Below are 24,429 nucleotides of genomic sequence, written 5' to 3'. Positions count from 1 at the left end.
AATGCTGTTATTTACGCCCTATTGGTAGTAAAGGTTTCAAATGGAGACCCTACAACGCATATCTTGTTTCGGTCAGCTAAGGCGAGCATCGACGGGCCATCAAATATCAATGTTTTGCCGGTTGTGATCGAAAGACAGGTCGCCCCCGCCGCGATCATTACTTCGATCGTAGGTACACCGACTACGGGAACATCAAAACGCATATCCTGCTCGGGCTTGGCCACCTTGATAACGGTGAGTTTGCCACGTACCAATTCGCCCGCCCGTTTGATCGTCTCGTCCGTGCCTTCCATAGCTTCGACCGCGACACACGCTTTGCCGCGGACGACGATCGTCTGTCCGAGATCAAGTCTCGCTATTTCGCGGGCGATCTGCAGCCCATACTCGATATTCTCTAGCTCAAGATCGCTTGGTTGCCGCTTTGTTAGCACACCTTCACCCGCTAAGTGATCCCGGATGAAAAGCGTGGAATCGACCAATTCGATCCCGTCTTTCGCAAGTTCAGCGGCCACGCCGCCAATTAGAGCGTTGGTGTTGCGTCTGGGTAGTTTCCAAAGCATCTTGACCATCCGCATATCCGGCATCGAACTTGAAAAAATCTGTACGTGCTTGACTTGGCCGGCCATTATCACCTTTGAGACGCCGCGGTCCTTGAAAAACGAGATCATCTTGCCTAGTTGGCCAATACCGACCCACCGGACGTCATTCGAGCTTTCTTCGATACTTCTTTCCGTTTCTTCTTTGATGGCGATGACCGAAAGCTCGACGCCTTGCCGCCTAGCACCCTCCAGAACGAGAAAGGGGAACTGGCCGTTTCCGGCTATCAGCCCAAAATTTATGCCGTTATTCATAATGTCGTCGAGAAAATCTTGAGTTGTTCGCCGTCGGGCATCGTTTCGATGCCGTTAAAATTGAAATTCAGCTTTTTGAGCAAATTGCCTGATGCTTTATTTTCGAGTGAAGTGATGGCTAAAACAGTAGAAAAATTCAACTCTTCTTTTCCGACCTTAAGTATTGCCGATGCTGATTCGAAACCGAAACCTTGCCGTTCGTAATCAGGCAGGAATGCAAATCCGAGATCAGCGTGGTCGAGATGCGGTCGTTTTACGAAACCGCACATTCCGATCTGCACGCCGTGTTTAAGGGTTACTGTCCATAACCCAAAACCGTGCTCGCGATAGCTCTGCCGATAACGATCTTCGATGAAATCTTCAGCTTGTTCAACGCTTCGAACGCCTCGATCGCCGATAAAGCGTATAAACTTCGGTGTATTTAAAATCGCAAAAATGAACTCTGCATCGACAGCAGAGTCCATTTCGCGAATAACTAAACGCTGAGTTTCGGCGATCAACTTCATTCAGAAAATGGCTCGATCTCACCCGGTTTGCGAAGCATCTTGTTGACCTCGTCCAGATGCATTTCCTCGAGCAGGATCATTTCTCGGGCGTATTCCTCGAGCGCAACCGAGTTGCCCTCGGACAGCTTGAGTAGCTCGTAGTATGCCGCGAGAGTCGTACTTTCCTGCTCCAGACTTTCGCGCAGGATGTCGCCGATATCGTGCTTCTCGGTTTCAAGTAGAGGGCCGATCCTCAGACTCGGATGTCCGCCCAGCATCGTGACAAACTCGCCTGCCTTGCGAGCGTGCATTAGCGACTCGTCGCCATTGCTCTGCAGCCACGAGACGATCGGTATCCGGTTATACCCGAAAACCATCAACGCATAATGCGTATAACGCACAACCCCGGCTAATTCCAATTCGAGGATCTTGTTTAGAACCTCGATCGCATTTTGTTTTTCAGCTTGGTTCATAATATTCGTGATGAGAGCATCGGGCCGTTCCAAAATATCCAATGAAATAGCCTTCAACTGCCTGTAAATTTGATGTGTGTGGGTTGTCAGCCTCACAACACTCACGAGTTTCTGTCAATTCAAACGCCGCCTCATTAATTAGCGAAAGCCGGAGAACAAGCTTATTTGCTCTCGGTCTGTTCTCGGGCGTGATATGAAGACCTAGTCAGCGGCGATGATTCGACGTGCTTAAAACCTAAATCGAGCCCAATTCGCTTCCACTCGGCGAACTCGTCCGGTGTGACGTATCGCTCGACGGGCAGACGTTTTTCGTAAGGCTGGAGGTACTGGCCGATGGTCATAATATCGCACGAGACCGAACGGAGGTCTTTCATCAGTTCGACGACCTCTTCAAAGCCCTCACCGAGACCGGCCATAATGCCGCTTTTCGTCTTCATCGACGGCTGAACGGTGTCACGCCAGTTTGCCGACCGTTCGAGCAATTCGAGCGTTTGGGCGTACTTTGCGTCGGGGCGGACGCGACGGTAAAGCCGGGCGATGGTCTCGGTGTTGTGGTTGAGAACGTCGGGTCGAGCGTTGAGCACATTATTTAGGGCGATCTCGTCGCCGTTGAAATCAGGGATGAGAACCTCGACCTTACAGTCGGGACTAAATTCTCGAACCTTAGTGATCGTCTCTGCCCAGTGCATCGAACCGCCGTCGGCGAGGTCGTCACGATTTACCGAAGTAATGACGGCGTGTTTGAGATCTAGATGTTTGACAGCCTCAGCGACGTGGGTCGGCTCCATCGGGTCTAGGTCCATCGGCTTGCCTTTATTGACCGCACAAAAGCCGCAATGCCGCGTGCAGGTGTCGCCACCGAGCATAAATGTTGCGGTCTTGTCGGTCCAGCACTCAAAAATATTTGGACATTTGGCCTCCTGGCAGACCGTGTGAAGATTTAGCCCGTCGATGAGATTCAAAACGGCGTTCTGATTTGACGGATCGCCGAGCTTGATCTTGAGCCAATCGGGCTTCTTGAGCCGCTCACGACCTTTACGATTAACAAATTTCTGAATCAGTACCTTTTCTTCGATCATTGGGTCACCACTTGCACTCGATGCGTCCTTGAACTGAGTTTATCGAAATCGTCCCGAAAGTGCGACTGTCGGTGCTCTCGGCCGGGTTGTCGCCAACGAGCGTCAACCTGCCACCGGGATGGATCTCGCTGAGCCGCTTTACGATCTTAACGCTTTTCTTAAAGGGGTGCGGCATCAGGACAATGTCCCCGACCTTCACCTCTACTCGCGGAACGTACAGTACGATCTCGCCATCCTCGATTGTTGGCGACATCGAGTTTCCCTGAATCTTGAGCTGCCGCAACCTCGGAAATCCAAAATAGAAACCGGAGTAAAATCGTAAGCGTTCCTGCCAGGTCGACTTTCGCAAAGTGCCATTCATAGGAAAAGCCGAACGGCGGAAAACCTGTTCGATCTTCCGCCGCAGAACTAATCGATCAATTAGACTATGACGCCGTGTACCACTCGACGTTAAGGTCTTTCGACGACCAGAAAATGTCGTGGATATCTTTGATAGCGTCCATCAATTCGGTGGCGTGTTCGAGGCTGACCTCGACCTTGACCGACGAACAGAGCTTGGCGGCTTTCCAGAACGTGTCGTGCAGGTTTGGAAATTTTTCGAGGTGAACCGGCTTGAAATAATCGGTCCAGAGGATCAGCAACTCTTTCTTTGCAATGTCCGCCTGTTCCTCTTTGATCGTGACGTAGCGTGAAAATGTATTGTGATATGCGATTGACGCTTTCGCATCGGAGCCGTCCGGCGCTTTGAGGTCGACGAGTTTTTTAGTCATCGACACGGCCGCCTCGGCGGCGATCCGGGCGGAAGCCGGGTCATATACGCCGCACGGTCCGTCGCAATGTGCTTCGGCTGTTTCTAAAATCGGAACAATTCGCTCTTTCAGTTTTTCAAACATTTTTTTCTCCTTGTAAATTGCAACTGTTTAGTCTTCCGGCCGTGTTCCGGGTTCGATCCCGGCGACGCTCGCCTGATTGATAACCTTGACTTCCATATCGCCATTGACTCTGATCTGGCACGAAAGCCGAGTATTCTCATTGAGCCCCTCTTTTGTCGAGAGGATCGCTTGCTCATTAGGGCCCATTTCGCCCGCGTCACCGACGATCAATTCCACGCGGCAGGTCGTACAACGTGCGTTCCCGCCGCAGCGGTGCAAAATATCGACACCGTTGTCCTCAAGTGCCAAAACGAGCTTTTGGCCGACGATGGCCTCAAACGAAATAGTGCCTGTTGCCGTCTCGGCAATAATATGTGGCATCAAATATGTCTCCCTTTTTTCTAAACCTTACAAAACCGTATAGATTTAATTTGTCACAACGTGTACGTGAAAGCAAGCACCAGTGAGTTAACCCAGCGTAAACGCCGCCCGGCGATCCCTTGGCGGCGAATCGCCCTTATATAATACCTTTTCAAGGAATAGCCCTGAAGGTGGAGCGGTAAACTGAGCCGGGACGTTCGACTCAAACCTCAACAATCGCTCGAACGCATCATACGTAGTATTACCGCGGCCGACCTCTGCGAGCATTCCGACTATCCGCCGGACCATTTTCCATAAAAATTGGCTTGCGCCGATGCGAAAACAGATCAAATCGCCATCGGTAAATACATCTGCATGACTGACGTCAACGAACGTCGATTTATTCTTGCCCTCTTCCGTTTCGCAAAACGAACGAAAATCGTGCTTTCCGACAAGCATTTTTGCAGCTTCACACATCGCTTTGGCATCAAGGTTGTCCTTGATCCACCAGACGAGATTTTTGCCGAACGCCGTCCGCCGCGTTGAAATTTGATAAAGATAGTATTGTTGGACAGCATCGTGACGGGCGTGAAAATCGTCCGGGGCGTTCATCACCTTGATGACGTTGATGTCGTGTGGCAGCAGGTCGTTAAATCCGAATTGGATCTGCCGCGGCGTTAGATTGACGGACAATTCGGGTACCTTGACGTGTACGATCTGGCGCAGGGCGTGGACGCCAGCATCAGTCCATCCGGCTCCAAAGAGGTCGACCTTTGACACGAATAGTTGTCGTGTTACTTCCATCAGTTCGCCCTGAATCGACTTGGCATTGTGCTGCATCTGCCACCCGCGGTAGCGCGTTCCTTCGTATTCGACCTCGAGTTTCCAGGTTGGCATTCTTAACCTCCGATCCTCACCTTTTTACGGGCTTCGTCAATGGCAACAAAGGTCATTTCGGCCTCAGTGACCTTAGCGATCACACCCGGCGATCCGAAGCGTTCGGCTTCGACGACGACGTGGATACTGATCGATGTATTTCCAACCTTCATTGTCTCCGCATAAAAACTGACAAGATCACCGATGAAAACGGGTTCGTGAAAGATCACCTCTTTCATCGCGACGGTAACAAATCGGTTGTGTTTTGTGTGGCGAACTGCCTCGACACCACCGGCGACGTCGATATAACTCAATATCACGCCGCCAAAGACGGTTCCGTGAGCATTGGTATCTCGCGGCATCATCGTTAGCCGAATGGCCGCATCTCGTATTGGTTTTTGTTCCATAATGTTGGATCTTTCGCGAAGTTTATAGCCCCGTATGAGGGCGATAGTTTTAAGCTTCTCTGCTCGCCTGAGCTTCGGTTAGTTTAGTTATTACCCACGACCGTATCGCCTCGCGCAATTCATTCAAATGCTCATCAAAAAAATGTCCGCAATTCTCAAAGACGACGAGTTCTGTGTCCGCGGTCTTTGCGACCTCGTCGATCAGCGGCCGGAGATTCTTAAGGGAGCCAAATTCGTCTTGGTCGCCGTGAATGAACAAGATCGGCTTTCGCAATCCGATCAGAAAATCGTAATCACCGTATTTGTCGATAGGCGTCCCGATCGAAATGAGGCGTTTGACCTTCGGGTCGTCAAACCCGACCTCCAGTCCGGTCCGCGAACCGAACGAAAAGCCCGCAAGCGTCAGGTCTTCGCCCGGATATTGCTGTTCAACGTACTCGAGCACGTCGCCGACATCTTCGCGGCCGCCTTCGATCTCATTGTGGACGCCCGTTGATCCGCCCACGCCGCGAAAGTTAAATTTTACGGTTAGAAGTCCCGCGTCGAGCATTCCCGCCGCCGCCCGAAAAACGACTTTATTGTGCATCGTGCCGCCGCCGAGCGGGTGCGGATGGCACACTACGCCGACACCTTGACGTGGGCTGTGCGGTTCTTTAACGATCGCTTCAAGGTGACCGTGGGACGCTGGTATATCAAGGTTGCCTTTTGGATACATAATCGAATCTTTGATTCTAAGATTTCCCGGCAAGCTTAGCAAATACTTTCCTTTCCTCGTCCACCGTGGATCGCCACTTCTACCTCTTATGTCAGGCAGGATAGCAGCCGAACGCACTACGGTGTCGCTGTGATTAGATTTGCACCCTGCATTCGTGATACTTTTTCAATTTATCTGGCACTAAATTCAATGGACGAGATCATAAACGAAAAGCCCGAGACGACACCCTCGGCCGCGGTTGCGAAAAAGCAAAGCTGGAGCGAATTTCTCGAGTCCGAGAATGCGGTCCGGGTCATCTATTTAATTTTTGGGTTTTGCGCGATCCTGATGGTGCTGACGTTTTTGCAGTCACGTACAGATGCCATCTGCTGCGGTGATTGGGACGGTTATTACCACATAAAATGGTCGTCGCTTCTGTGGGAAAATTTCAAACACGGAAAATGGCTTCCTTCATTTGAATGGCTGCCGTTGACGGTGCTCAACCCACAGGATTACGCTGATCACCATTTCCTTTTCCATCTTCTACAGATACCTTTCCTCTGGTTCTTTGAACCGGTGATGGCGGCAAAGGTATCGACTGTTTTCTACGCGACATTTGCCGTATTTTCGGTTTATTGGCTGGTCTATCGGTACGGCATTAAGCATCAGCTAATTTGGCTCGCTGCTCTTCTGACGTGTGCTAATGCATTTTACTATCGGATGAATATGGGCAAGGCACCGCCGTTGACCATTATCATCACCGTACTCGGGATCCATCTTTTATTTCAACGCAAATACCTGTGGCTGCTGCCGCTAATGTTTGCGTTTGTCTGGACTTACAGCTTGTTTCCGCTCCTATGGTTTGCGGCTTTTATATGGACTGTGATCATTGCCATCAACGAACGCCGTTTTGAATGGCGGCCTTTGGCATATACGACGGCAGGGATGATCCTGGGCAATGTCATCAATCCTTATTTTCCGGACAATCTCGGGCTCTTCTTTGAGCATTTCATAACGAAATTCAAGGTTGGCAGCGACTTTGCCGTTGCGGTTGGCGGCGAGTGGTATCCGTACGACGGGAAGGAACTGCTGATGAACTTTCCGATCGCATTGATCGCGATGCTGATCGGCTACGTCTTGTTCGTGCCAAAGAATAGCAAGTTGCCTGAAAAGGCGGCATTTTTTCTCGCGTTTACATCGATATTGCTTGCAGCACAGTTCCGCTCTAAGCGTTTTGCCGAGTACTTTCCGCCGTTCGCAATCCTTTTTGCGGCCTTTGCCTGGAATGCATTCACAGCACCGAAGGCGGTCGAACTGCCGGACGAGTTCCAGCGGGAGATCGACCCTTATCTCGACGTCGAAAAGCCAACCGAAAAGCAAGCGTGGCTTCAGGCCGCCCGGTCATCGGCCGTTTGGATCATCGGGATCGCTCTATGTATCTTTTGGGTCTACAATCTGATCGGCCTGCACAAGTTTGGTTTTGATGAGTCCGGGATGATCGACAATATAACCAGTAACGAGCCGAATGATAAATATCGCCGGTCGATGGAGTGGGCGACCGCACTCGATGAGACGGGAGCCGATAATATTCCCAAAAACGAGCTCATCTTTAACTGTACATGGGATGATTTTCCAAAACTGTTCTTCTATAACACTAAGCATCGCTACGTTTACGGACTCGATCCGAACTACCTCTATTCGGAAAATCCGGAGTTGTACAAAACGCTCAAGGATCTGACCGAAGGCAAGATCGATGATCCGGCCCCGGTCATTCGCGATAAGTTCGGGGCGAAGTACATCTTTGCCGATGCGAAAGAAAACACTGAAATGATCGCCAAAGCGCTAGACAGCGGTTGGGCCGAGATCATTTATGAGGATGACGAAGCTCGTCTGCTCAAGATCCGCGACGTCAAGGGCGATCCGTATGACTCATCCGCCGATGAACCACCTGCGACACCGGATGAGCAGAAGATCCTGGACGATATGGAAAAGAATGACGCGAAAAGCAAAAATTCGAACGACGACGACGGTTTAGATAGTAACTAATGCGGCCTTGACAATATATGCCGACAACGCCGCCATTGGGTGCGTGGCTGACCGACTACTCGAAGATCAGTGACGGGTCGTTGGCTGGGTACGGCAATCTTAAACCGTTGATACGTATGGCAGTATCGGCATTCGTTGACAGTTCTTATTTCGCAAAAAACGGCATCTCATTCTTCATTGTAATGACGCACATTGCTAAAATGAACTTATTTGGCTTCTCAGCTTCTGTAGTTCGTTCGTTTGACGCTAACGGTTTTTTGCGGAAGTATTGCTTGAGTTTTTTGATGGAATTCCAACCGTAAACTCGCTTTAACTAATGAAACTTCACGAGTTTCGCAAAGAGTTCGTTGTAATCAGCTTTGTTTAGTAAAAGATGATCCTTGTTGGGCTGAGCCAGATATTTGCGAGCTTTTTCAAAGGTCGTGTAGGTGCTATTACCTTCCTTGACCCCAATTTTGTCGGAAGTCCAAATTTTTCTCGTACATACAATGAAAACAAATTTACGCTGATCTAGCCGATTGAACCCCACGTCCCGTCGGTTGGGAATTAGAAAGCAACCTTCTGTGTGTGTGCTCAGACTCGAACAAACTACTGGTCTGCGATTTGAAATTATACTGTTTTTCGTAATTGTTATAAGTTTGAGCCTCTGCGGTTACACAAAGCAGGTTGGTCAGAAGTGATCGAAATATAATATTCTCATAAGTTTTCAGCAGGTCAGGCCGGAAAATGTACCATCGAGAGCAATTGAATACAAGATAAGGATCGCCGTGACCACACACGATGCGAAACCGCCGTCGCCGGCAATGTCGGTATCTTCTCCGGGTTAAAACATTTTTGGAGTTCTGAGAATCGCGAGAAGACAAGTATTTGTGTTAAAACTTTTATGTCCAGCGAGTAATGGGATTAGTGTGTTGAACATAAATGACTTTAATAAATCAGTATTGTCGCTTCTTGCTACCGCGACACTAGCTTTTACTGCATCCTGCGGAGCGAATGAAACGATCCTGCGTTCGGGAAAGGACGTGAGGCCGCCGATAAATTCAGCTCCGGTCGTCTCGTCGATCGAAAAGGATGTAGCTGATATGCAGACGGCGGACTTTGCGATCGTATTGGTTTTGAGGCGGCGGGACGCTTCGCCTATCGACGCCGATGATCGGTCAGTTATCCGACAACAGACTGACCAGGTGAACCGCCGAGTGAGTTCAGACGGCGGACGGGCAGTCGTCATTGGCTCTAATTTTCCGCTTTTGCCGGAAAAGTATGCGGCACTTCGTGATAGATTTGATATCGAGAGCTTTTCCAAGCCTGACGCCGTTATCAGTGCAACACCTATTAAGTGATGTAAACCAGATCGAGCAATGAGAGACACTATGTCTGAAAAGGAATTACTTGAAGAAGAATTGAAGCCAAGTTTTCTGCGGTTGGGTGATAAGGCTAACTCTTCCCAAAGCGTGGTGCTTGATCCGTCATCGCCATCGATAATGTCGATTGCTCGGGTCGTCATTGTAACGCTGATCCTGGTCGGTATAGCGAGCTACCTCCAAAATGTCATTTCATCGCTTACTTACCTTTTCTTTCTCGTTGTGCTTTCTGTATTTTTCGCGTATCTGATCGACCCCATTGTTAAACTGATCCGCAAGCCCTTTAAGTTCGCGTCGATCGAACGGTTCATGCCGCGTTCGTTGGCGATCGGGATCGCCTACGTTGTTGTTTTCGCCGGGGTCGGCGTTGCTATTTCAAATATCGCACCACGGGTGATCGAACAGGGGAAAGAATTTGGCACCAATCTCCCTGCATACACAAAAGCGATACAGCAACAGGCTAACCAATTAAATCAACGATTTGACCGATTGAAAATCCCTGACGAGGTTCAGGCAAAGATTAACGAAAAGGTCACGTCTTTTGGAGAGGCGAGCACTCTAACGCTTGGAAGTTTCGTTTTGTCGTCGGTGACATTTGTGCCGTGGTTGTTGCTGATACCGATACTTGCGTTCTTTTTTCTGAAGGATGTTAACCTACTTCGACTCGGCGTATTGCGGGCGTTCCCGGCCGGACGTTGGCGGTTTAGAGCGGAAATGGTGATGCAAGACGTAAATACGACGCTAGCCGCATATACGCGGGCTCAGCTTATTTCGTGCTTTCTCATTGGACTGATCTGCACATCCGGCTTTTATCTATTGGGGCTGAAATATGCTCTTCTACTCGGAATTCTCGCGGGTATATTTGAATTTGTCCCGCTGCTCGGGCCCGCGTCGATCGGTTTGATCGTGATCTTGACTGCGGCGGCGTCCGATGACCCGTGGAAGGCACTTTACTCGGCGATCTTTCTGGTTGTATTGCGGATAATCCACGATTATGTGACCTACCCGCGTATTGTCCGCGGAGGTATCCATCTTCACCCACTGGTCATTATTCTCTCAGTACTCGCAGGCGAGCAGGTCGCGGGTATTCCCGGAGTTTTCTTGGCTATTCCGATAGTCGCTATACTGACGGTGTTCTATCGCCACGTTCTCGAGCATCACGGACGACGCGGCCTTATTTCCGGACTCATCGACGAAGATGGCCGAATGCCAGAGGAGAATATCTAAGACATCGCATATTGGACGATCGCTAAGGGCTGTCGATAAAAAACATTAGAGAAGGGCCGCGAATGAATCGCGGTCTTCTAGTACTAGCTCACTTATTACCACAAAGCACGGGATTGAAAACTTAAGAGCCGCGAGTTTTACGCCGTCCTTCGGTGTTGTTAACAAAAATCCCGCCCCCGCCGCCAATGCCTTCGCGTCGATAGCGTTCGCGTCGTCTTGGCTATAAACGTAATGGTCGGCGAAAGAATAGGTTCCCGCCATTTGATAATTATCGTGCCGCAGTTGCTCGAAAAATGCTGCCGGCTTGCCAATGCCGCAAAACGCAAATGCCTTAGCGTGAGCCAGGCTCCGAAAATCGATATCCGTTGCCGCCGTTCCTTGAGCTCCATCCACGAGAAACCTGTCGATCAGTTGTAGGTCAGCGGCCTTTGTCCTGGCCGTAAAAATGGGGCAGTCCGGATTGTGCTCCCGGATCTTGGCCTTGATTACGGCAATATCACCGCCAAGGTCCGAGCGGGTGATCACTATAGCATCAGCTCGCTTAAGATTGTGGAGGGGTTCGCGGAGTCGGCCAAATGGCAGCATCTTGCCGCGTCCAAATGGATCGAGTGCGTCGATGCAGACGATGTCCACATCGCGTTTGGCGTAGCGGTGCTGAAAGCCGTCGTCCAATACAAACGACGTAACTCCATACTCGCCCCGTGCCCACTCCGCCGCAGCGACACGATCAGCGTCGGCGACAACGACCGCTTTTCCGAGCAGACGTTTGGCTATCTCAACCGGTTCGTCGCCGGCGTTTAATGTGTCAGAAAGTAGCTTTTTCCCGTTGGAGACGACGACACGGGTTTTGACATCTTTACGCCCATAACCGCGAGTCAGAACGCACACTCGTTTTCCTCTCGCGGCTAGCAACTGGCACGTTAAAATGACGAGCGGTGTCTTGCCGGTGCCGCCGGCAGTGATATTGCCAATGCTGATGGTGCGAACACCCAATTCGCGGGTCGGAAGCTTGCCCCGATCGAACTTAGCATTTCTAATATCTGCTATCTTTCCGTATATCCAACCGAGAGGCATAAAGGTCAATTGTCGTCGTAATAGAGCGGTGTCTTGTAATCGAGTAAAGTTAGTTTATTTTTTGTTAGAGGTTTGGATCATTCGATCTAGTTTATTCTGAGCTTGGCCGCTGTCGATGCTCTGCTCGGCCATTCGAGCTGCGTGCATCGGTTCGTCGGCAAGGCCGCCGACCACGAGAGCGGCCGCGGCATTCATCACTATCAACGTCCGGGCCTCATCGCGTCGTTTGCTGGCCAGTACTGCACGAATTATCTCAGCACTCCCTTCCGCCGTTTTTGTCCGCAAATGATCGATCTTTCCGCGCTTAAGGCCAAAGTCCTTTGGCGAGACCGAAAACGTCCGGATCGAGCCTCTGACAGCCTCACAGATCAAGGTCTCGCCCGTCGCGGTTATCTCGTCGAGACCGTCACATCCGTGGACGACCCACGCTTTTTCAGCATTTAATAGCGATAGTGCTCCGGCAATCGGTTCGACCAACGACGAATGCCAAACGCCGATCAAATGGCGATCAACGTTAACCGGATTGGCGATCATGCCGAGCAAGTTGAGACACGTCCTGATGCCGAGGCTACCGCGGACCGTACCAATACGTCCCAACGCGGGATGAAATTTGGCCGCGTAGAGAAAGCACAGACCGACGCCGCTCAGCATCATTTCGGCCTCAGCGGGTTCGTTCGCGATCTTAACGCCAAACTCCGCAAGTACATCCGCACTGCCAGAACTGCTCATCCCGCCCTTATTGCTCTGTTTGGCGATCGAAAGGCCCGCACCGGCGGCAACCAATGCGGCCGCAGTCGAGATGTTAAATGTTTTTGCGGTAGAAGAACCCGTGCCGGTAATATCAACAACGTTCTTTTTTGAAGATTTGACCTTGATCGAATGCTTACGCATTATGCTCGCCATTCCAGCCAGTTCTTCTTGCGTTTCTCCCTTGATCGTCAACGCGGTCAATGCCCCGGCGATCTGTGCCTGATTGGCTTCGGAATCGGTGAGAGCGTTAAAAAAAGCAGCGGATTCAGCGGTCGAGAGATCTTCACCGCGAATCAAGCGAGTTAGGAAAGGAAACAGCGGCGTGTCAGCCTTTGTGTTTGTCGCCGTCGCGGATGCGGATCTCACCCAATCGGTCTTTTTTACTTCCATTTTGATCAACCGCCGTACACTCAGAATAATATCTCAAAGTTCAAGGAAATTACGCAAAAGCGTCCGGCCGTGTTCAGTGAGGATCGACTCAGGGTGAAACTGCACGCCCTCGACCCTCCATTCTCGATGGCGCAAACCCATTATCAATCCATCGGGCGACTCGGCAGATATTTCCATACAATCGGGCAACTCCTTCCGATCGACTATCAGCGAGTGATAGCGCCCGGCAGCGAAACGGTTCGGAATTTCATTGAAGATGGTTTTGCCGTCGTGTAGTATCTCGACCGGTTTGCCATGAACCGGTTCGGGGGCCCGCATAACGGTACCGCCAAAATGCTGTCCGATCGCCTGATGGCCGAGACAGACGCCTAATATGGGCACTTTGCCCGCAAATCTCTCGATGACTCCGAGCGTGATGCCGGCATCATCCGGAGTTCCGGGGCCGGGCGAGATCAATATCCGTTCGGGCCGAAGTTCGCTTTCGACAGCATCAATGGTTACTTCGTCATTGCGAAAAATGCGCATCTCCGTACCCATCTCGCCCAAATACTGCACGAGGTTGTAGGTGAATGAATCGTAATTATCGATGACGAGCAACATAATGCTTCGATTGCAACAATACCGAGCGTCCAACGTTCTTTTTGTTTACTATTGCGAATATTCACTCTATCATAATCGAGTCTAGCCGGAGATGCCCAAACAATGCGAAAGACACTCATTGCCACAGTTCTAATTGTCGCGACCGCCATATGTGTGGGAGCCCAAACGAACGCAGGGACCATAAAGAAAGACGCGGCCGAAAAATTCGCTGCCGAAACTCTCGAATTTTTGCGTGAGACATCCGCCGACGTTGGTAATATGCGATCGGTCGAAAACCGGATCACTTTTAATGCCGAACTCGCGTCGCTGATGTGGTTTCGCGACGAAAAGGAAGCAAAGGCGATGTACGCTGCTGTGATCGGCGATTTTCGTCAGCTACTGATCGATTACGACCAAATGCTGAACTCGCCGGATATGTCGATGGTGGACGAGGACGCTCCCGGTGGATTTTTGACGGGCAGAGGCGGACTTCTCCCGGTCGAACGCAAATTTCGTGTTGCGATGGCCGTGCGTCAGCAAATATCGATGAGCCTAGCTGAACACGAACCCGAACTTGCGTACAGTTTTTACGCCGACAGCCTCGATCTGATCACCGATCCGTCACGGCGCAAACAACAGGAAAGTAGTGATAAATATTTTGAATTTCAGCTAATTACGCAGATCGCCGCGTCCAACGCTACCAAGGCGTTGAAATTCGCGACCGCCTCGCTTAAAGAAGGTTTCGAGTACCAACACATCGACCTGCTCCGAAAGATCTACGCTAAAGACGCGGATAACGGAATCGAATTTGGGGCGGCGATATTAAGTAAAATCAAAACGGACCGATCAAAAATCAAGAGTGGTTACCTATATTCGAGTTTGCTTACCTTCGGTGCTGAGAATCTCGAGGCGTCAAAAAAGACCGGCGGGAAAAAGGCCGTCTATTCTCAAAACGACCTCCGTGATATTGCTGACCAGTTCGGACAAATGGTGCTCGACGGTAATAACGAAGATGCTCTACCGACATCTTGGGCGGATCAGATCGGTAAATTTTCGCCGTCGCGGGCTGCACAGATACGCTCAAAATTTCCCGGGACTAAAGCGGTTTTGAAAATGGGAGCCAACACGGCCGTAAATGCTGCAGGTCTTGGCTCCGCGGGAGCGATCGATTCGGATGTAAATTCGAACACCGCCGATCCGGATCGCGAGGCTCGTGATCTGCGCGCAAAGGCTGAGAAAGAGGCGATGGACAAGGTCAATGGCCTTTTGACGAAGCCATTGCCGGATGAGGAACGGGCCAAGATCGTCGCCGAGGCCCGCAAGATCATATCTCAAACTCCCGGCAAGGAGCGCAAATTGTTGGGCCTCAGCCTGCTCGCGGCCCAGGTCGCCCGACTTGGCGACAAAGAACTGGCCGCGGAGATAATGCGCGATGCGGAACGGTTGGTAAATCCTCAGCCAAAGAATTATCGTGATTTTATGTTCAGTTTGATGCTCGTCAGCGGATTCGCCGAGGCTGATCCGGACAAGGCGTTTACGTTGCTTGACGACGTTATATCGCGAACTAATGACACACTGGCGGCCTTCGTCAAAGTTGCTGAGTTTATCGACACTGCGGACGAACTGGTCGACAATGGCGAGGTTCAGGTCGGGGCATTTGGCGGATCGATGATAACCGGTTTGACCAAGGAACTCGGTGTCGCCAACGGCACGATCAATTCGCTTGTCAAAACGGATTTTGCCAAGACGCGGGCATTGACCAATCGATTCGACCGGATAGAGATCCGAGTTTTGGCAAAAATGATGGTCTTACGAGCGATCCTCGACGATCGTAGGCCCGACGATTCAGAAGTCAAGGCGGAGGCAGTATCAGTCCCGGTAACGGCGGTTCCTATGCCGCAAAACTAGCCCAAACTCGTACCCATTAGCCATTGCCCTCCATCGACGACGAGTGTCACGCCATTTATATAACTTGCGGCGTCCGACGCTAGGAACAGAGCTGAATTTTCAATATCGGCGATACGGCCAAAACGGCCGAGCGGTATTTTACGGGTGATCTTTTCCTTGAGGCCTTCGGGCAAAAGTCGTTTCATTCCTTCGGTATCTTCGATCGGGCCGGGAGCGATGCCATTAACGCGGATGCCGTAACGTCCCCACTCCGCCGATAGGTTCCGAGTAATGGCGTCAACGCCGGCCTTAGCGGCCGAAACGTGGATCTGCATTGGCGTAGCAAGGTAGTGGAGTGTAGCCGAGATATTGAGAATTTGGCCCTTAGACTTTTTCAATTCGCCAAATGCCGCTCGGCAGACGTTGAACGTGCCCTTGGTGTCGATATCTACAACGGTGCCGAAACCATTAGACGAAAGTTCGCTGGCGGCACAGAGAAAGTTGCCTGCCGCTCCGTTTACAACGATGTCGATCCGCCCGTAATGCTCGACCGTCGCAGCGATCGCTCGCTCGACCGCCTCGTAATCACGGACGTCGGCAGCTATTGCAAAACACTCGCCGCCGAACGCCTCGACTTCAGCTTTCATCGCCGCTAGATTCTCATCTTTGCGGCTCGTGATAGCGAGCTTTGCCCCGTGCTCAGCAAATGCACGAGCAACGCCGCCCGTGATTCCCGTACCACCGCCCGTTACAAACGCTACCTTGTCCTTTAAGATGTCAGTATTGAATACTTGGGTCATAATATTTGTTTGGATTTTAGCATAAGAAATTGACGGCAGATGAACGCAGATAATCACAGACCGGTAAAAGCGAGCATCTATATGGGCTCGGCCCGACGCATCTTGATCGTATTAGGGGCGATCTTTGCTTATCTGTGCCTTATACTCCTTTCTTCCTGCTCCCATAAAATAACGGATCTTCGGACGCTTGCTCCGGCCGATGCACTTGTATACCTCGAAACGAATGATTTAGCGGCGGCACTGCAACCTATAATTGAAAGCAGGCCGTTCGTCGAGATCGCTAAAAACAGGCCGGATCTCTCCGCTCTCAGCGGTGTTCAGGTCGCTGTTGCGGTCACCGGTTTGGAAACCCTTGAAGAAAAGCTGACGGATGAGCACTCGGTCGGCCGCGTTCAGCCGCATTTTGTCGTCATCGCCGACACTCACGCCTGGAATTACCAAACCGTCGCCTTTGCAGAACAGAAACTCGGTTCATTTGTCGCTGAGATCTATGATAGCCAACCGACACTGGAAATGACTGATAAGAGCGGCGGCAAATACTTCACCTGGACCGCAAAGGACGGCCGCAAAGCATTCGCTCTGGCCGTCGACAGCCTAATATTTTTCGGCAATGACGAATCCGCGATCGATAAATGCCTCGTAGTCAGAACCGGCGGTGCTGACAGCGTTGCAAAAAGCGGGAAAGTGCCCGCTTCCGATCCGAAGACTATCGCTTCCGGCTATGTATCAACCGACGGCGTCGCCCAGATCGCCAACATCATCGGTCTAAAATTTGCATCCGAAGCCGGCGAGGACTCCGAGGTTCAAAGTGCAATCGCCGGTCTCTTGCCTACACTCGTTCGAAATTCGATCACAGAGATCAGTTGGACTGCAACAAAGTCCAAAAGCGGAATCGAAGATAAATTCTTGATCTCGATGCCGCCCGACCTGTCGAACGTTTTCAGCGAAACAATGAAGGAGTCTCGAAACTCTGACTTCGTTTCCTTAGGAATTCCGACCGATGCCGATGAATTCACAACATACAACTTTCATGATGCACAGGTCGCGTGGCGTTCGATCGTCTTGACGACGATGAGGCAAGTGCACCCTCTGGCAGGCAAGATGATACAAACTCTGTCCTCGGTTATGTTCGAGCCTTACGGGGTCAAGGACAGTGAAACATTTCTAAGGTCCGTCGGTCCGGAGATCATTGTTGCCAAATACAATGATGATTCAGATAAGCATCTAATCATTGCAAAGATCCGCAATGAACTTGATCTCAAGCGTTCGCTTGGATCCGACTTCAAACCATTCACCGTCGAAAACGCTGATGGCAAGTTGGTTGTGCTTCGATCCACTGACGGGGAATTTACCGCCGACATTTCTCGTGGAAGGCTTGTTTTGGGCGACACCGAAACGGCGATGGCCTACTTAGGCGGACAACGCGATCTTTCAAAGAGCAAAGAACTGAATGAGATAGTCAAGGATGGGGCGACATCTGCAATAACGACGTTCGGAACAGACAACGTCACCGCCGGTGCGATCGCAGACATTCTCTCCGCAAAAAAGAGTTCGGAAATGAAAGCTCTCTCCAACTACACGACCGAAACTCGATTTACAAAGTCCGGTATGCAGCGTACGACGACATCGGACTTCGGCTTCATCGGCTCGATCATCGCCCAACTTGCTCAGGACTGACCTTATTTCTTGGCTGCCCGTCTAAGTTTCCTCACATTCCGTTCGATCCAGTTTTCAGCCTGCGTATAGAACGCAAATTTGCGTTCATCGCGGCGAAATTCAGCAGTGTGGTTGTAACGGCGGCCATTTATATGTTTGGTCGGATGGTGTATGTGTAGCATTTCGTGAAATACGACATATTCGACGACATATCGCGGCACATCATAAGCGTCCAGAGACTTGCTGATCGTAATGTGATCGTGCGTGGCATCGTGATGGCCAAGTATCCGATATGTTTTCCGAACCGACCACGTCAGAACCGGTTTCGGGATTAGTTCGCCAAAGTATTTACGATTGAGTGATGCAAATATTTCTTCCAGATCGTACACCGAGCCCTGGGGCGTCGTCACGACCTTGCGGCCGCGGGTGCGTTTACTGTCGGCCGCTCGCAGGCGGATCGCATCTGATTTGGAATACGCAGAATATACCTCGCGTGCCCCGGCCGGTATTTTTTTTCGCAAAAGCTTTCCGACAAGTATGAAGGCAAGGCCCTTATGGCAAGGCCGCGGCATATCTCGGCATATCTCGCCGATCTTGACCAAAATATTGCCGTCGCGGATGCGGATCGTATGATTGATACCTACGTAGGGATAGAATGTGACCGCGATCGCCGGGACTGACCGTTTGGGGTCGTACCAGCTAAATGCTTCCTCATATATCTCACGGAGCTCGTCGGTTGTTTGAGTCACAAAGATGTTTGTCGTAGTTTAACGAAAATTCTTGACATTTTGAGGTAGAAAATGTTATTTCTTTTTATGGGGAAAGCATACCGTCAACAAACGGTATGATACAAACCCTCCCTGAAAAAGGATGTCTGTCCGGCAAAATCCCCAAGGAAACGAGAGAATTCAAGTATTTCCCGATTCCCGCGGGCAAGTCATCCTATCAGCCATTATCAACGAACATTTCGTCACAGGCGAACCGGTCGGGTCAAAAACACTCGCCGAAAAGTTTGCTAACGCTTCGGGTTTGAGCTCGGCGACGATCCGCAATGTGATGGGCGAACTTGAGGAAATGGGTATGCTTGAGCAGCCGCACACTTCCGCAGGACGCGTTCCCACTGATAAAGGCTATCGGTTTTACGTTGACAATCTACTGGGCGTCCTGAGTATCTCAAACGATGACCTTTTCCGAATTGGCGAAGGTTACGGTTTGAAACCCCAGGATCTGGGCGATCTTTCGGATACGCCTGACCGGTTGATGGAGCGTACTTCCCAGTTGCTCTCTGCTCTTTCTAATAATGTTGGCATCGTGGTCTCGCCGTCTCTGGCGAGTGATCGCCTGCAGCACATTGAGTTTGTCAATCTTTCTGACAATCGCATTCTCGTGGTACTGGTATCGGCGCCCAATATTGTCCATAACAAGATAATTAGGCTTAACGTTACCTTTACCCGCGATGAACTCGAACGCACGGCTAATTACCTAAATGCCGAGTTTGCCGGAAAGAGCCTTGCCGAGATCCGTGCCGAGATACTAACTCTTATGCACGAAGAAAAGGCATTGTTCGACAAACTGCTTCAAACTGCCGTTATCCTCTGTTCGGAAAGCATCGAGCGCGACGATAACAGGCTGGGCGAAGTTTTTGTAGACGGTACGTCGAATATCTTGTCAAAGAGCGACTTTGCCGATCTCGAAAGGCTGCGGGAATTGCTCAGGACCATCGGTGAAAAATCTCGTTTGATGCAGATCTTGACCGAATGTATCGAACGCGATAAGGCCGCCAAGGGAGACGTTCAGGTCTTTATCGGCAGCGAAAACCGTACGCCATCATTTCAAAACTGTACGCTGATCTCGGCTCCGTACCGGATCGGCAACAGTTCGGCGATCGGCACCTTGAGCGTCCTCGGGCCCACCCGCATCGAGTACGCCCGAATGATCTCGATCGTGTCCTATGTCGCTCGTACGCTCGAAAAGATGATGTCTGCCGACATCAAGCTAAATTAGGCCGGCGTACGGCAATAACAAAATGAACCTTGACGAAAACATGGACCAGCCACAGGATCCGCTCGAAATGATCGAGGCCGACGAGACATCGTCGGTCGATGATTTTATCCGAGAGCTCGAGGCCAAGGAAAAAGATCTGCATATCACATCCGATCTGAGGATCGAGATCGAAGATGCCGATTTTGAGATCTCGGCTGTGCCCGGCTTCGTCCAGCAAGAATTGTCAGTTAAACCTGCCGTAAAGCTGCCGCCCGTGCTATCGCCGGTGACCAAGGCCCGCAATCACGAGCTCGAAAGCGAGATCGCAGCCCTTAAGGTCCGCGTCTTGGAGCTCAAGACCGAGCGTAGCGATATGCAGGAAAAGAGCGATAGGCGGCTCAAGGACTTTGAAAATTTCAAATATCGTATGGATCGCGAACGCCGCGGATCCTTTATCGATCAGATCGGAAATCTTGCGGGCCAAATGCTGCCCGTGCTCGATAACCTACATCGGGCGATCGATGCAGCCGATGAGATCGGCGGCGAACGCGGCCGTGATTTTCAGCAGTTTTTTGACGGCATCGTGCTGGTCAATCAACAGCTGAACGACATTTTTGCCGGAATGGGCGTAACGCCGATCGCAACGGTCGGTGAGCAGTTTGATCCCCATTTTCACGAGGCTGTCGCTACTGAAGTTAGGCCTGAAATGCCGGCCAACACAATTTCTGACGAGTTACTCCGAGGCTACCGCATCGGCAATAGAGTGATCCGTCACTCGATGGTTAAGGTGATAGTACTGCCCGGCCAGGCCGCAGCACCATCTGAAATTCCCGCAACGGCTCCGGCCGACATTCCCGAAACGGATGCTACATCCGAATAGGCCTACGAGGCCTGAATTTGTCCCCCACTGATCTACATTTCAAGGAAAAATAGTTATGAGCAAAGTTATTGGCATCGATCTCGGCACTACGAACTGCTGCGTTTCTGTTCTGGAAGGCGGCACCGTCCAGATCATCTCAAACAAAGAAGGCGGCCGCACTACGCCGTCGGTCGTCGGATTTACAGACAAGGACGAGCGTCTGGTCGGTCAGATCGCCAAGCGTCAGGCGGTCACCAACTCGGCAAACACGCTCTATGCGGTCAAACGCCTGATCGGCCGCAAGTTTGACGCTCCGGAGGTCGAAAAAATGCGTTCGACCGTGCCGTTTGAGATCGTCAAGGCTCCGAATGGCGACGCACATATTCGCGTGTTAGACCGTATCTACAGTCCGCCAGAGATCTCGGCGATCGTGCTCCAGCGGCTCAAACTCGCGGCCGAGGAGTTTCTGGGCGATAAGATCACCGAAGCCATTATCACGGTTCCGGCATATTTTGACGATATGCAGCGTCAGGCGACCCGCGACTCGGGCAAGATCGCCGGTCTAGAGGTCGAGCGCATCATTAATGAGCCGACCGCCGCTGCCCTTGCCTACGGTTTTGGCAAGAACAAGAATGAAAAGGTCGCCGTTTACGATCTCGGCGGCGGTACCTTCGATATCTCGATAATGGAGATCAACGATGGCGTTTTCGAAGTACTATCGACCTCCGGCAATACGTTTCTCGGTGGCGAGGACTTCGACGAACGTATCATCACTTGGCTCGTCGATGGCTTTGCAAAAGAGCACGGCATCGACCTCAAAAACGACCGTCTTGCCCTGCAAAGGCTCAAGGAAGCGGCCGAACGAGCCAAATGCGAACTCTCGAGCGTGTCCGAGACCAACATCAGCCTGCCCTTTATCGCGGCCGACTCGACCGGACCCAAACATATCAACGCGACGCTCACGCGTGCGGTCTTTGAAAGTCTGGTTGCAGATCTGGTCGAGGCATCGGTTGAACCGTGCCAAAAGGCTCTCTGGGATGCCAAACTGCAACCGTCTGATATCGACAAGGTGATCCTCGTCGGTGGCCAGACGCGTTCGCCGATCATCGCCCGTACGGTCACCGAAGTATTCGGCAAAGAGCCTTCGTCGGAGATCAATCCGGACGAGGTCGTCGCAATGGGTGCAGCCATTCAGGGCGGCGTGCTGACCGGTGAGGTCAAGGATATTGTCCTGCTCGACGTACTGCCGCTCAGTCTCGGCCTCGAGACTCGCGGCGGATTGTACGTCAAACTTATCCCGCGAAACTCGACCATTCCGCTTAAAAATACGATGACGTTTACCACCGTCGTTGATAATCAGCAGTCGGTCGAGATCCACATCCTCCAGGGTGAACGCGAGATCGCCTCGGCTAACCGCAGCCTTGCCAAATTCGAACTGGTCGGCATCCCGCCGGCTCCACGCGGCGTGCCGCAGGTCGACGTATCGTTTGAGATCGACGCCAACGGCATCGTCAGCGTTTCGGCCAAGGATAAGATGACCGGGCTCGAACAAGCTCTGCAGATCACCCCTTCGTCGGGCCTCTCGCCGGACGAGATCGAACGCCTCATTATCGAGGCCGAAACGTCGATCGACCGTGATCGCGACGAGCGTGAGCTTATCAACGAACGCAACCGCCTCGATTCGCTGATCAGGAACGCCCGCCGGGCAATGATGGAGATCGGCAAGTCATTTGAGCTAGCCGAACAGCAATCGATCAACGGTGTGCTGTCCGAAGCCGACGAAATGCTAAAATCCGAGAACATTTCACAAGTCCGTGACCAACTCGCCAAGGTCGAGGCCGCCGCCAACCGCATCACCGCCGCGATGCTCACAATGGCATAGACCGGGCAGCTAACTATCAAATACCTTACTCGGCCGCGAGCCTCAAACTCGCGGCTCTTTTTCAATTCGAATCTCACTTTCCGCGAGTGTCCCAAATTAGGTTAATTTAATTTGAAACAGTCAGCTTACATATTGTGTAACGCTAAGACGTGTTTCTGCAGCAAGTTACGGCCGAAAAGTGTCCCTAATTAATTTCGAGTTTTTGGCGAATTTGGGACAGGCTAAATACTCTGAATAAATAAGTTAACCTCCCAAAGTGTCCCTAATTAATTTCCTTCCCCTCGGGCTTTTTGCAAAATGTGCCCGAAAATGTCGTAACTCGCGTGTTCGCAGCAGTTAGCAGTAGTCTGCTGTTTAACACTAGTATTCTGCGTATCCGAGTACCGTGATTCATTCTGATCGGGCGATTCTGTCTTTCGCATTCGATATTTCTCTGCAGTGTGGTGACCCTGATCTTCCGTATGTGGTTATAAAATCTTTGCTACGGACTGAAAGGTCGTATATGTTATCTGTAGAAATAAATCTTTTCTAGGAATGATTTCGGGAATTTGGGTAAATGCAGCAAGAGCCCGGCACCATTCCGCTTTTTGAGAATGCAGATCGGCTGAAGTAACACATAACAAATTCTAGTAGGAGTCAGAAAATGAAGCAGGTATTTCTAATTGGTTTAATTGCTCTTTCCTTTTTGCTTGTCAATTGTGGCCGAACCGGTCTCGTGGGCAAATATAAAAATATCGATTCAACAAAAAGCGATATTGAATTCACTAGTGATGGACATTTCAGTCTCTCATCTGAAGGTAAAAGTTTTATGAAGGGAACTTATAAAACTGACGATAGCAAATCACCCAAACGTATCGATATGATCTTGGGTGCGGGCGATTCGACTCCAAATGTTAGCAACGATGCTAAAAGCGTTCCCACGGTCGGCATCTATAAATTCGAAGGAAATAAGCTCACTCTAAAATTTGCCGATGGTACAGATGCGAGAGCCACTTATCCGAACGACTACAAGGAGGAACCTGGTTTCCAAGTGATGCAATTCTCGTTTTGAAGATTTCGTCGCTGGCGGAGAAATCCGACGTACTTGGTTATAACCCATTCAAGCGAAATCCGCCGCCACGATGCCGCCAAGAGCCCGATGGCCGACGATCGCACAATGGCGGAGGAAGTGGAAAATACCAATAGGGAATACAGATCACGCTATACACCGTAAGAATTGCGCCATTACAAGTCTGACGCCACTTTTCAATTTAGGTCAATTTAATTTGAAACAGTCGGCTTACATATTGTGTAACGCTAAGCCGTGCGTTTGCTGTGCGTTACGGTCGGAAAGTGTTTCAAATTAATTACACGTTTTGGCGAATTTGAAACAACTTAAGTACTTTGTTTAGCGACTTTAACCCCCGATTTTGTTTCAAATTAATTTCCTTCCCCTCAGGTTCATCGCTAAATGTGCTCGGAAATGCCGTAACGCCTGTGTTTGTGGCGTTTAGCGAGATCGTGCTGTTTCACAATACAATTCCCGGTATCCGAGTATTGCGATCCATCCGAATTGGGTCATTGTGCCGTCTGCATTCGGTATTTCTCAAATGAAGATTGCGAAATGCAAAAGCCTCGACCGTGCCAAAATTCGTGCCATAAATCGTGCCATTTTTGCACACGCGGGACGATTGTAACCCGTTGCCGCCAGGGCATTTGCAGCCACAAATCGTGCCATTTTTACGTTGTGCAAGTAACACCGCTTCAAAAATCGCATGGCTGTTTTCCGCGAAACCGGCCCTTTTTCTTTCGGTCAGAAACAGCGACTGTTGCTATTCCGTATTCGACATTCGTTATTC

25 protein-coding genes are annotated in these 24,429 nt (G+C 50.8%); 10 read left to right on the top strand and 15 right to left on the bottom strand.

Translation table 11 applies throughout. The features are described 5' to 3' along the window. Positions 1 to 11: 11 nt before the first annotated feature. From lpxI to IPQ00_11460, 10 genes are all read right to left on the bottom strand, one after another. Positions 12 to 851, bottom strand: a complete 840-nt coding sequence (gene lpxI, locus IPQ00_11505) for a UDP-2,3-diacylglucosamine diphosphatase LpxI (GenBank protein ID MBL0241182.1) — start codon at positions 849 to 851, stop codon at positions 12 to 14. After that, positions 848 to 1,357, bottom strand: a complete 510-nt coding sequence (locus IPQ00_11500) for a GNAT family N-acetyltransferase (GenBank protein ID MBL0241181.1) — start codon at positions 1,355 to 1,357, stop codon at positions 848 to 850. The genes lpxI and IPQ00_11500 overlap by 4 nt, the downstream gene beginning before the upstream one ends. Continuing rightward, positions 1,354 to 1,809, bottom strand: a complete 456-nt coding sequence (locus IPQ00_11495; GenBank protein MBL0241180.1) for a bacterioferritin — start codon at positions 1,807 to 1,809, stop codon at positions 1,354 to 1,356. Before IPQ00_11495 ends, IPQ00_11500 begins: the two co-directional genes overlap by 4 nt. A 161-nt stretch (positions 1,810 to 1,970) precedes the next feature. Next, positions 1,971 to 2,888, bottom strand: a complete 918-nt coding sequence (gene lipA, locus IPQ00_11490) for a lipoyl synthase (protein MBL0241179.1) — start codon at positions 2,886 to 2,888, stop codon at positions 1,971 to 1,973. Between the two features lie 4 nt (positions 2,889 to 2,892). Further along, on the bottom strand, positions 2,893 to 3,249 hold the full coding sequence (sodX, locus tag IPQ00_11485; protein ID MBL0241178.1) for a nickel-type superoxide dismutase maturation protease: 357 nt from the start codon (positions 3,247 to 3,249) through the stop codon (positions 2,893 to 2,895). A gap of 64 nt (positions 3,250 to 3,313) precedes the next feature. After that, complete coding sequence (gene sodN / locus IPQ00_11480) at positions 3,314 to 3,781, bottom strand: superoxide dismutase, Ni (GenBank protein ID MBL0241177.1); 468 nt, start codon at positions 3,779 to 3,781, stop codon at positions 3,314 to 3,316. Positions 3,782 to 3,808: 27 nt separating this feature from the next. Beyond that, complete coding sequence (locus IPQ00_11475; protein ID MBL0241176.1) at positions 3,809 to 4,141, bottom strand: (2Fe-2S)-binding protein; 333 nt, start codon at positions 4,139 to 4,141, stop codon at positions 3,809 to 3,811. A gap of 87 nt (positions 4,142 to 4,228) precedes the next feature. Further along, positions 4,229 to 5,017, bottom strand: a complete 789-nt coding sequence (truA, locus tag IPQ00_11470; protein MBL0241175.1) for a tRNA pseudouridine(38-40) synthase TruA — start codon at positions 5,015 to 5,017, stop codon at positions 4,229 to 4,231. 2 nt (positions 5,018 to 5,019) lie between these two features. Then, positions 5,020 to 5,358: an acyl-CoA thioesterase gene (locus IPQ00_11465; protein ID MBL0241174.1), complete on the bottom strand. Its 339-nt coding sequence runs from the start codon at positions 5,356 to 5,358 to the stop codon at positions 5,020 to 5,022. 94 nt (positions 5,359 to 5,452) lie between these two features. Continuing rightward, a complete protein-coding gene (locus tag IPQ00_11460; GenBank protein ID MBL0241173.1) occupies positions 5,453 to 6,118 on the bottom strand; it encodes an alpha/beta fold hydrolase in 666 nt (221 codons plus the stop codon). 189 nt (positions 6,119 to 6,307) lie between these two features. Here IPQ00_11460 and IPQ00_11455 point away from each other — a divergent pair, with 189 nt between their 5' ends. The 4 genes from IPQ00_11455 to IPQ00_11440 all read left to right on the top strand — a co-directional run bounded on the left by IPQ00_11455 (position 6,308) and on the right by IPQ00_11440 (position 10,731). Continuing rightward, entirely contained in the window at positions 6,308 to 8,143 is a 1,836-nt protein-coding gene (locus IPQ00_11455) for a hypothetical protein (GenBank protein MBL0241172.1), read from the top strand. 17 nt (positions 8,144 to 8,160) lie between these two features. Beyond that, complete coding sequence (locus IPQ00_11450; GenBank protein MBL0241171.1) at positions 8,161 to 8,445, top strand: hypothetical protein; 285 nt, start codon at positions 8,161 to 8,163, stop codon at positions 8,443 to 8,445. Positions 8,446 to 9,051: 606 nt separating this feature from the next. After that, a complete protein-coding gene (locus tag IPQ00_11445; GenBank protein ID MBL0241170.1) occupies positions 9,052 to 9,483 on the top strand; it encodes a hypothetical protein in 432 nt (143 codons plus the stop codon). Positions 9,484 to 9,513: 30 nt separating this feature from the next. After that, positions 9,514 to 10,731, top strand: coding sequence for an AI-2E family transporter (locus tag IPQ00_11440; protein MBL0241169.1), 1,218 nt, complete (start codon positions 9,514 to 9,516; stop codon positions 10,729 to 10,731). A gap of 45 nt (positions 10,732 to 10,776) precedes the next feature. On the opposite strand, the gene lpxK is transcribed toward IPQ00_11440, so the two are convergent. From lpxK to IPQ00_11425, 3 genes are read right to left on the bottom strand one after another with little or no spacing between them, the layout of a single operon-like run. Then, positions 10,777 to 11,805, bottom strand: a complete 1,029-nt coding sequence (gene lpxK, locus IPQ00_11435) for a tetraacyldisaccharide 4'-kinase (GenBank protein MBL0241168.1) — start codon at positions 11,803 to 11,805, stop codon at positions 10,777 to 10,779. A gap of 54 nt (positions 11,806 to 11,859) precedes the next feature. Beyond that, positions 11,860 to 12,945, bottom strand: a complete 1,086-nt coding sequence (trpD, locus tag IPQ00_11430) for an anthranilate phosphoribosyltransferase (GenBank protein MBL0241167.1) — start codon at positions 12,943 to 12,945, stop codon at positions 11,860 to 11,862. A gap of 33 nt (positions 12,946 to 12,978) precedes the next feature. Beyond that, positions 12,979 to 13,545, bottom strand: a complete 567-nt coding sequence (locus IPQ00_11425) for an aminodeoxychorismate/anthranilate synthase component II (protein ID MBL0241166.1) — start codon at positions 13,543 to 13,545, stop codon at positions 12,979 to 12,981. Between the two features lie 102 nt (positions 13,546 to 13,647). Between IPQ00_11425 and IPQ00_11420 the strand changes: the two genes are divergently transcribed. Continuing rightward, positions 13,648 to 15,432, top strand: coding sequence for a hypothetical protein (locus IPQ00_11420; protein ID MBL0241165.1), 1,785 nt, complete (start codon positions 13,648 to 13,650; stop codon positions 15,430 to 15,432). On the opposite strand, the gene IPQ00_11415 is transcribed toward IPQ00_11420, so the two are convergent. Further along, the gene (locus tag IPQ00_11415; protein ID MBL0241164.1) at positions 15,429 to 16,211 is read right to left on the bottom strand and encodes an SDR family oxidoreductase; all 783 of its coding nucleotides are present in this window, start codon (positions 16,209 to 16,211) and stop codon (positions 15,429 to 15,431) included. The two genes, IPQ00_11420 and IPQ00_11415, sit on opposite strands and share 4 nt — an antisense overlap. Positions 16,212 to 16,250: 39 nt before the next feature. Between IPQ00_11415 and IPQ00_11410 the strand changes: the two genes are divergently transcribed. Beyond that, positions 16,251 to 17,888: a hypothetical protein gene (locus IPQ00_11410; protein MBL0241163.1), complete on the top strand. Its 1,638-nt coding sequence runs from the start codon at positions 16,251 to 16,253 to the stop codon at positions 17,886 to 17,888. 2 nt (positions 17,889 to 17,890) lie between these two features. Here the strand turns inward: IPQ00_11410 and IPQ00_11405 are convergent, their stop codons facing one another. After that, complete coding sequence (locus IPQ00_11405) at positions 17,891 to 18,616, bottom strand: M48 family peptidase (GenBank protein ID MBL0241162.1); 726 nt, start codon at positions 18,614 to 18,616, stop codon at positions 17,891 to 17,893. Between the two features lie 121 nt (positions 18,617 to 18,737). On the opposite strand from IPQ00_11405, the gene hrcA reads away from it, so the two are divergent. The 4 genes from hrcA to IPQ00_11385 all read left to right on the top strand — a co-directional run bounded on the left by hrcA (position 18,738) and on the right by IPQ00_11385 (position 23,642). Then, a complete protein-coding gene (hrcA, locus tag IPQ00_11400) occupies positions 18,738 to 19,871 on the top strand; it encodes a heat-inducible transcription repressor HrcA (GenBank protein ID MBL0241161.1) in 1,134 nt (377 codons plus the stop codon). A gap of 22 nt (positions 19,872 to 19,893) precedes the next feature. Continuing rightward, a complete protein-coding gene (locus IPQ00_11395) occupies positions 19,894 to 20,730 on the top strand; it encodes a nucleotide exchange factor GrpE (protein ID MBL0241160.1) in 837 nt (278 codons plus the stop codon). 55 nt (positions 20,731 to 20,785) lie between these two features. Then, positions 20,786 to 22,591 (top strand): molecular chaperone DnaK, encoded by a 1,806-nt coding sequence (gene dnaK, locus IPQ00_11390; GenBank protein ID MBL0241159.1) that lies wholly within the window; start codon positions 20,786 to 20,788, stop codon positions 22,589 to 22,591. A gap of 643 nt (positions 22,592 to 23,234) precedes the next feature. Next, positions 23,235 to 23,642 (top strand): hypothetical protein, encoded by a 408-nt coding sequence (locus tag IPQ00_11385; protein ID MBL0241158.1) that lies wholly within the window; start codon positions 23,235 to 23,237, stop codon positions 23,640 to 23,642. The last annotated feature ends 787 nt before the right edge of the window (positions 23,643 to 24,429 follow it).

The sequence above is a fragment of the Chloracidobacterium sp. genome, from assembly GCA_016720705.1.
In the GTDB taxonomy this organism is placed as follows: Bacteria; Acidobacteriota; Blastocatellia; order Pyrinomonadales; family Pyrinomonadaceae; genus OLB17.
This window is presented reverse-complemented; position numbering and strand designations above follow the sequence as displayed.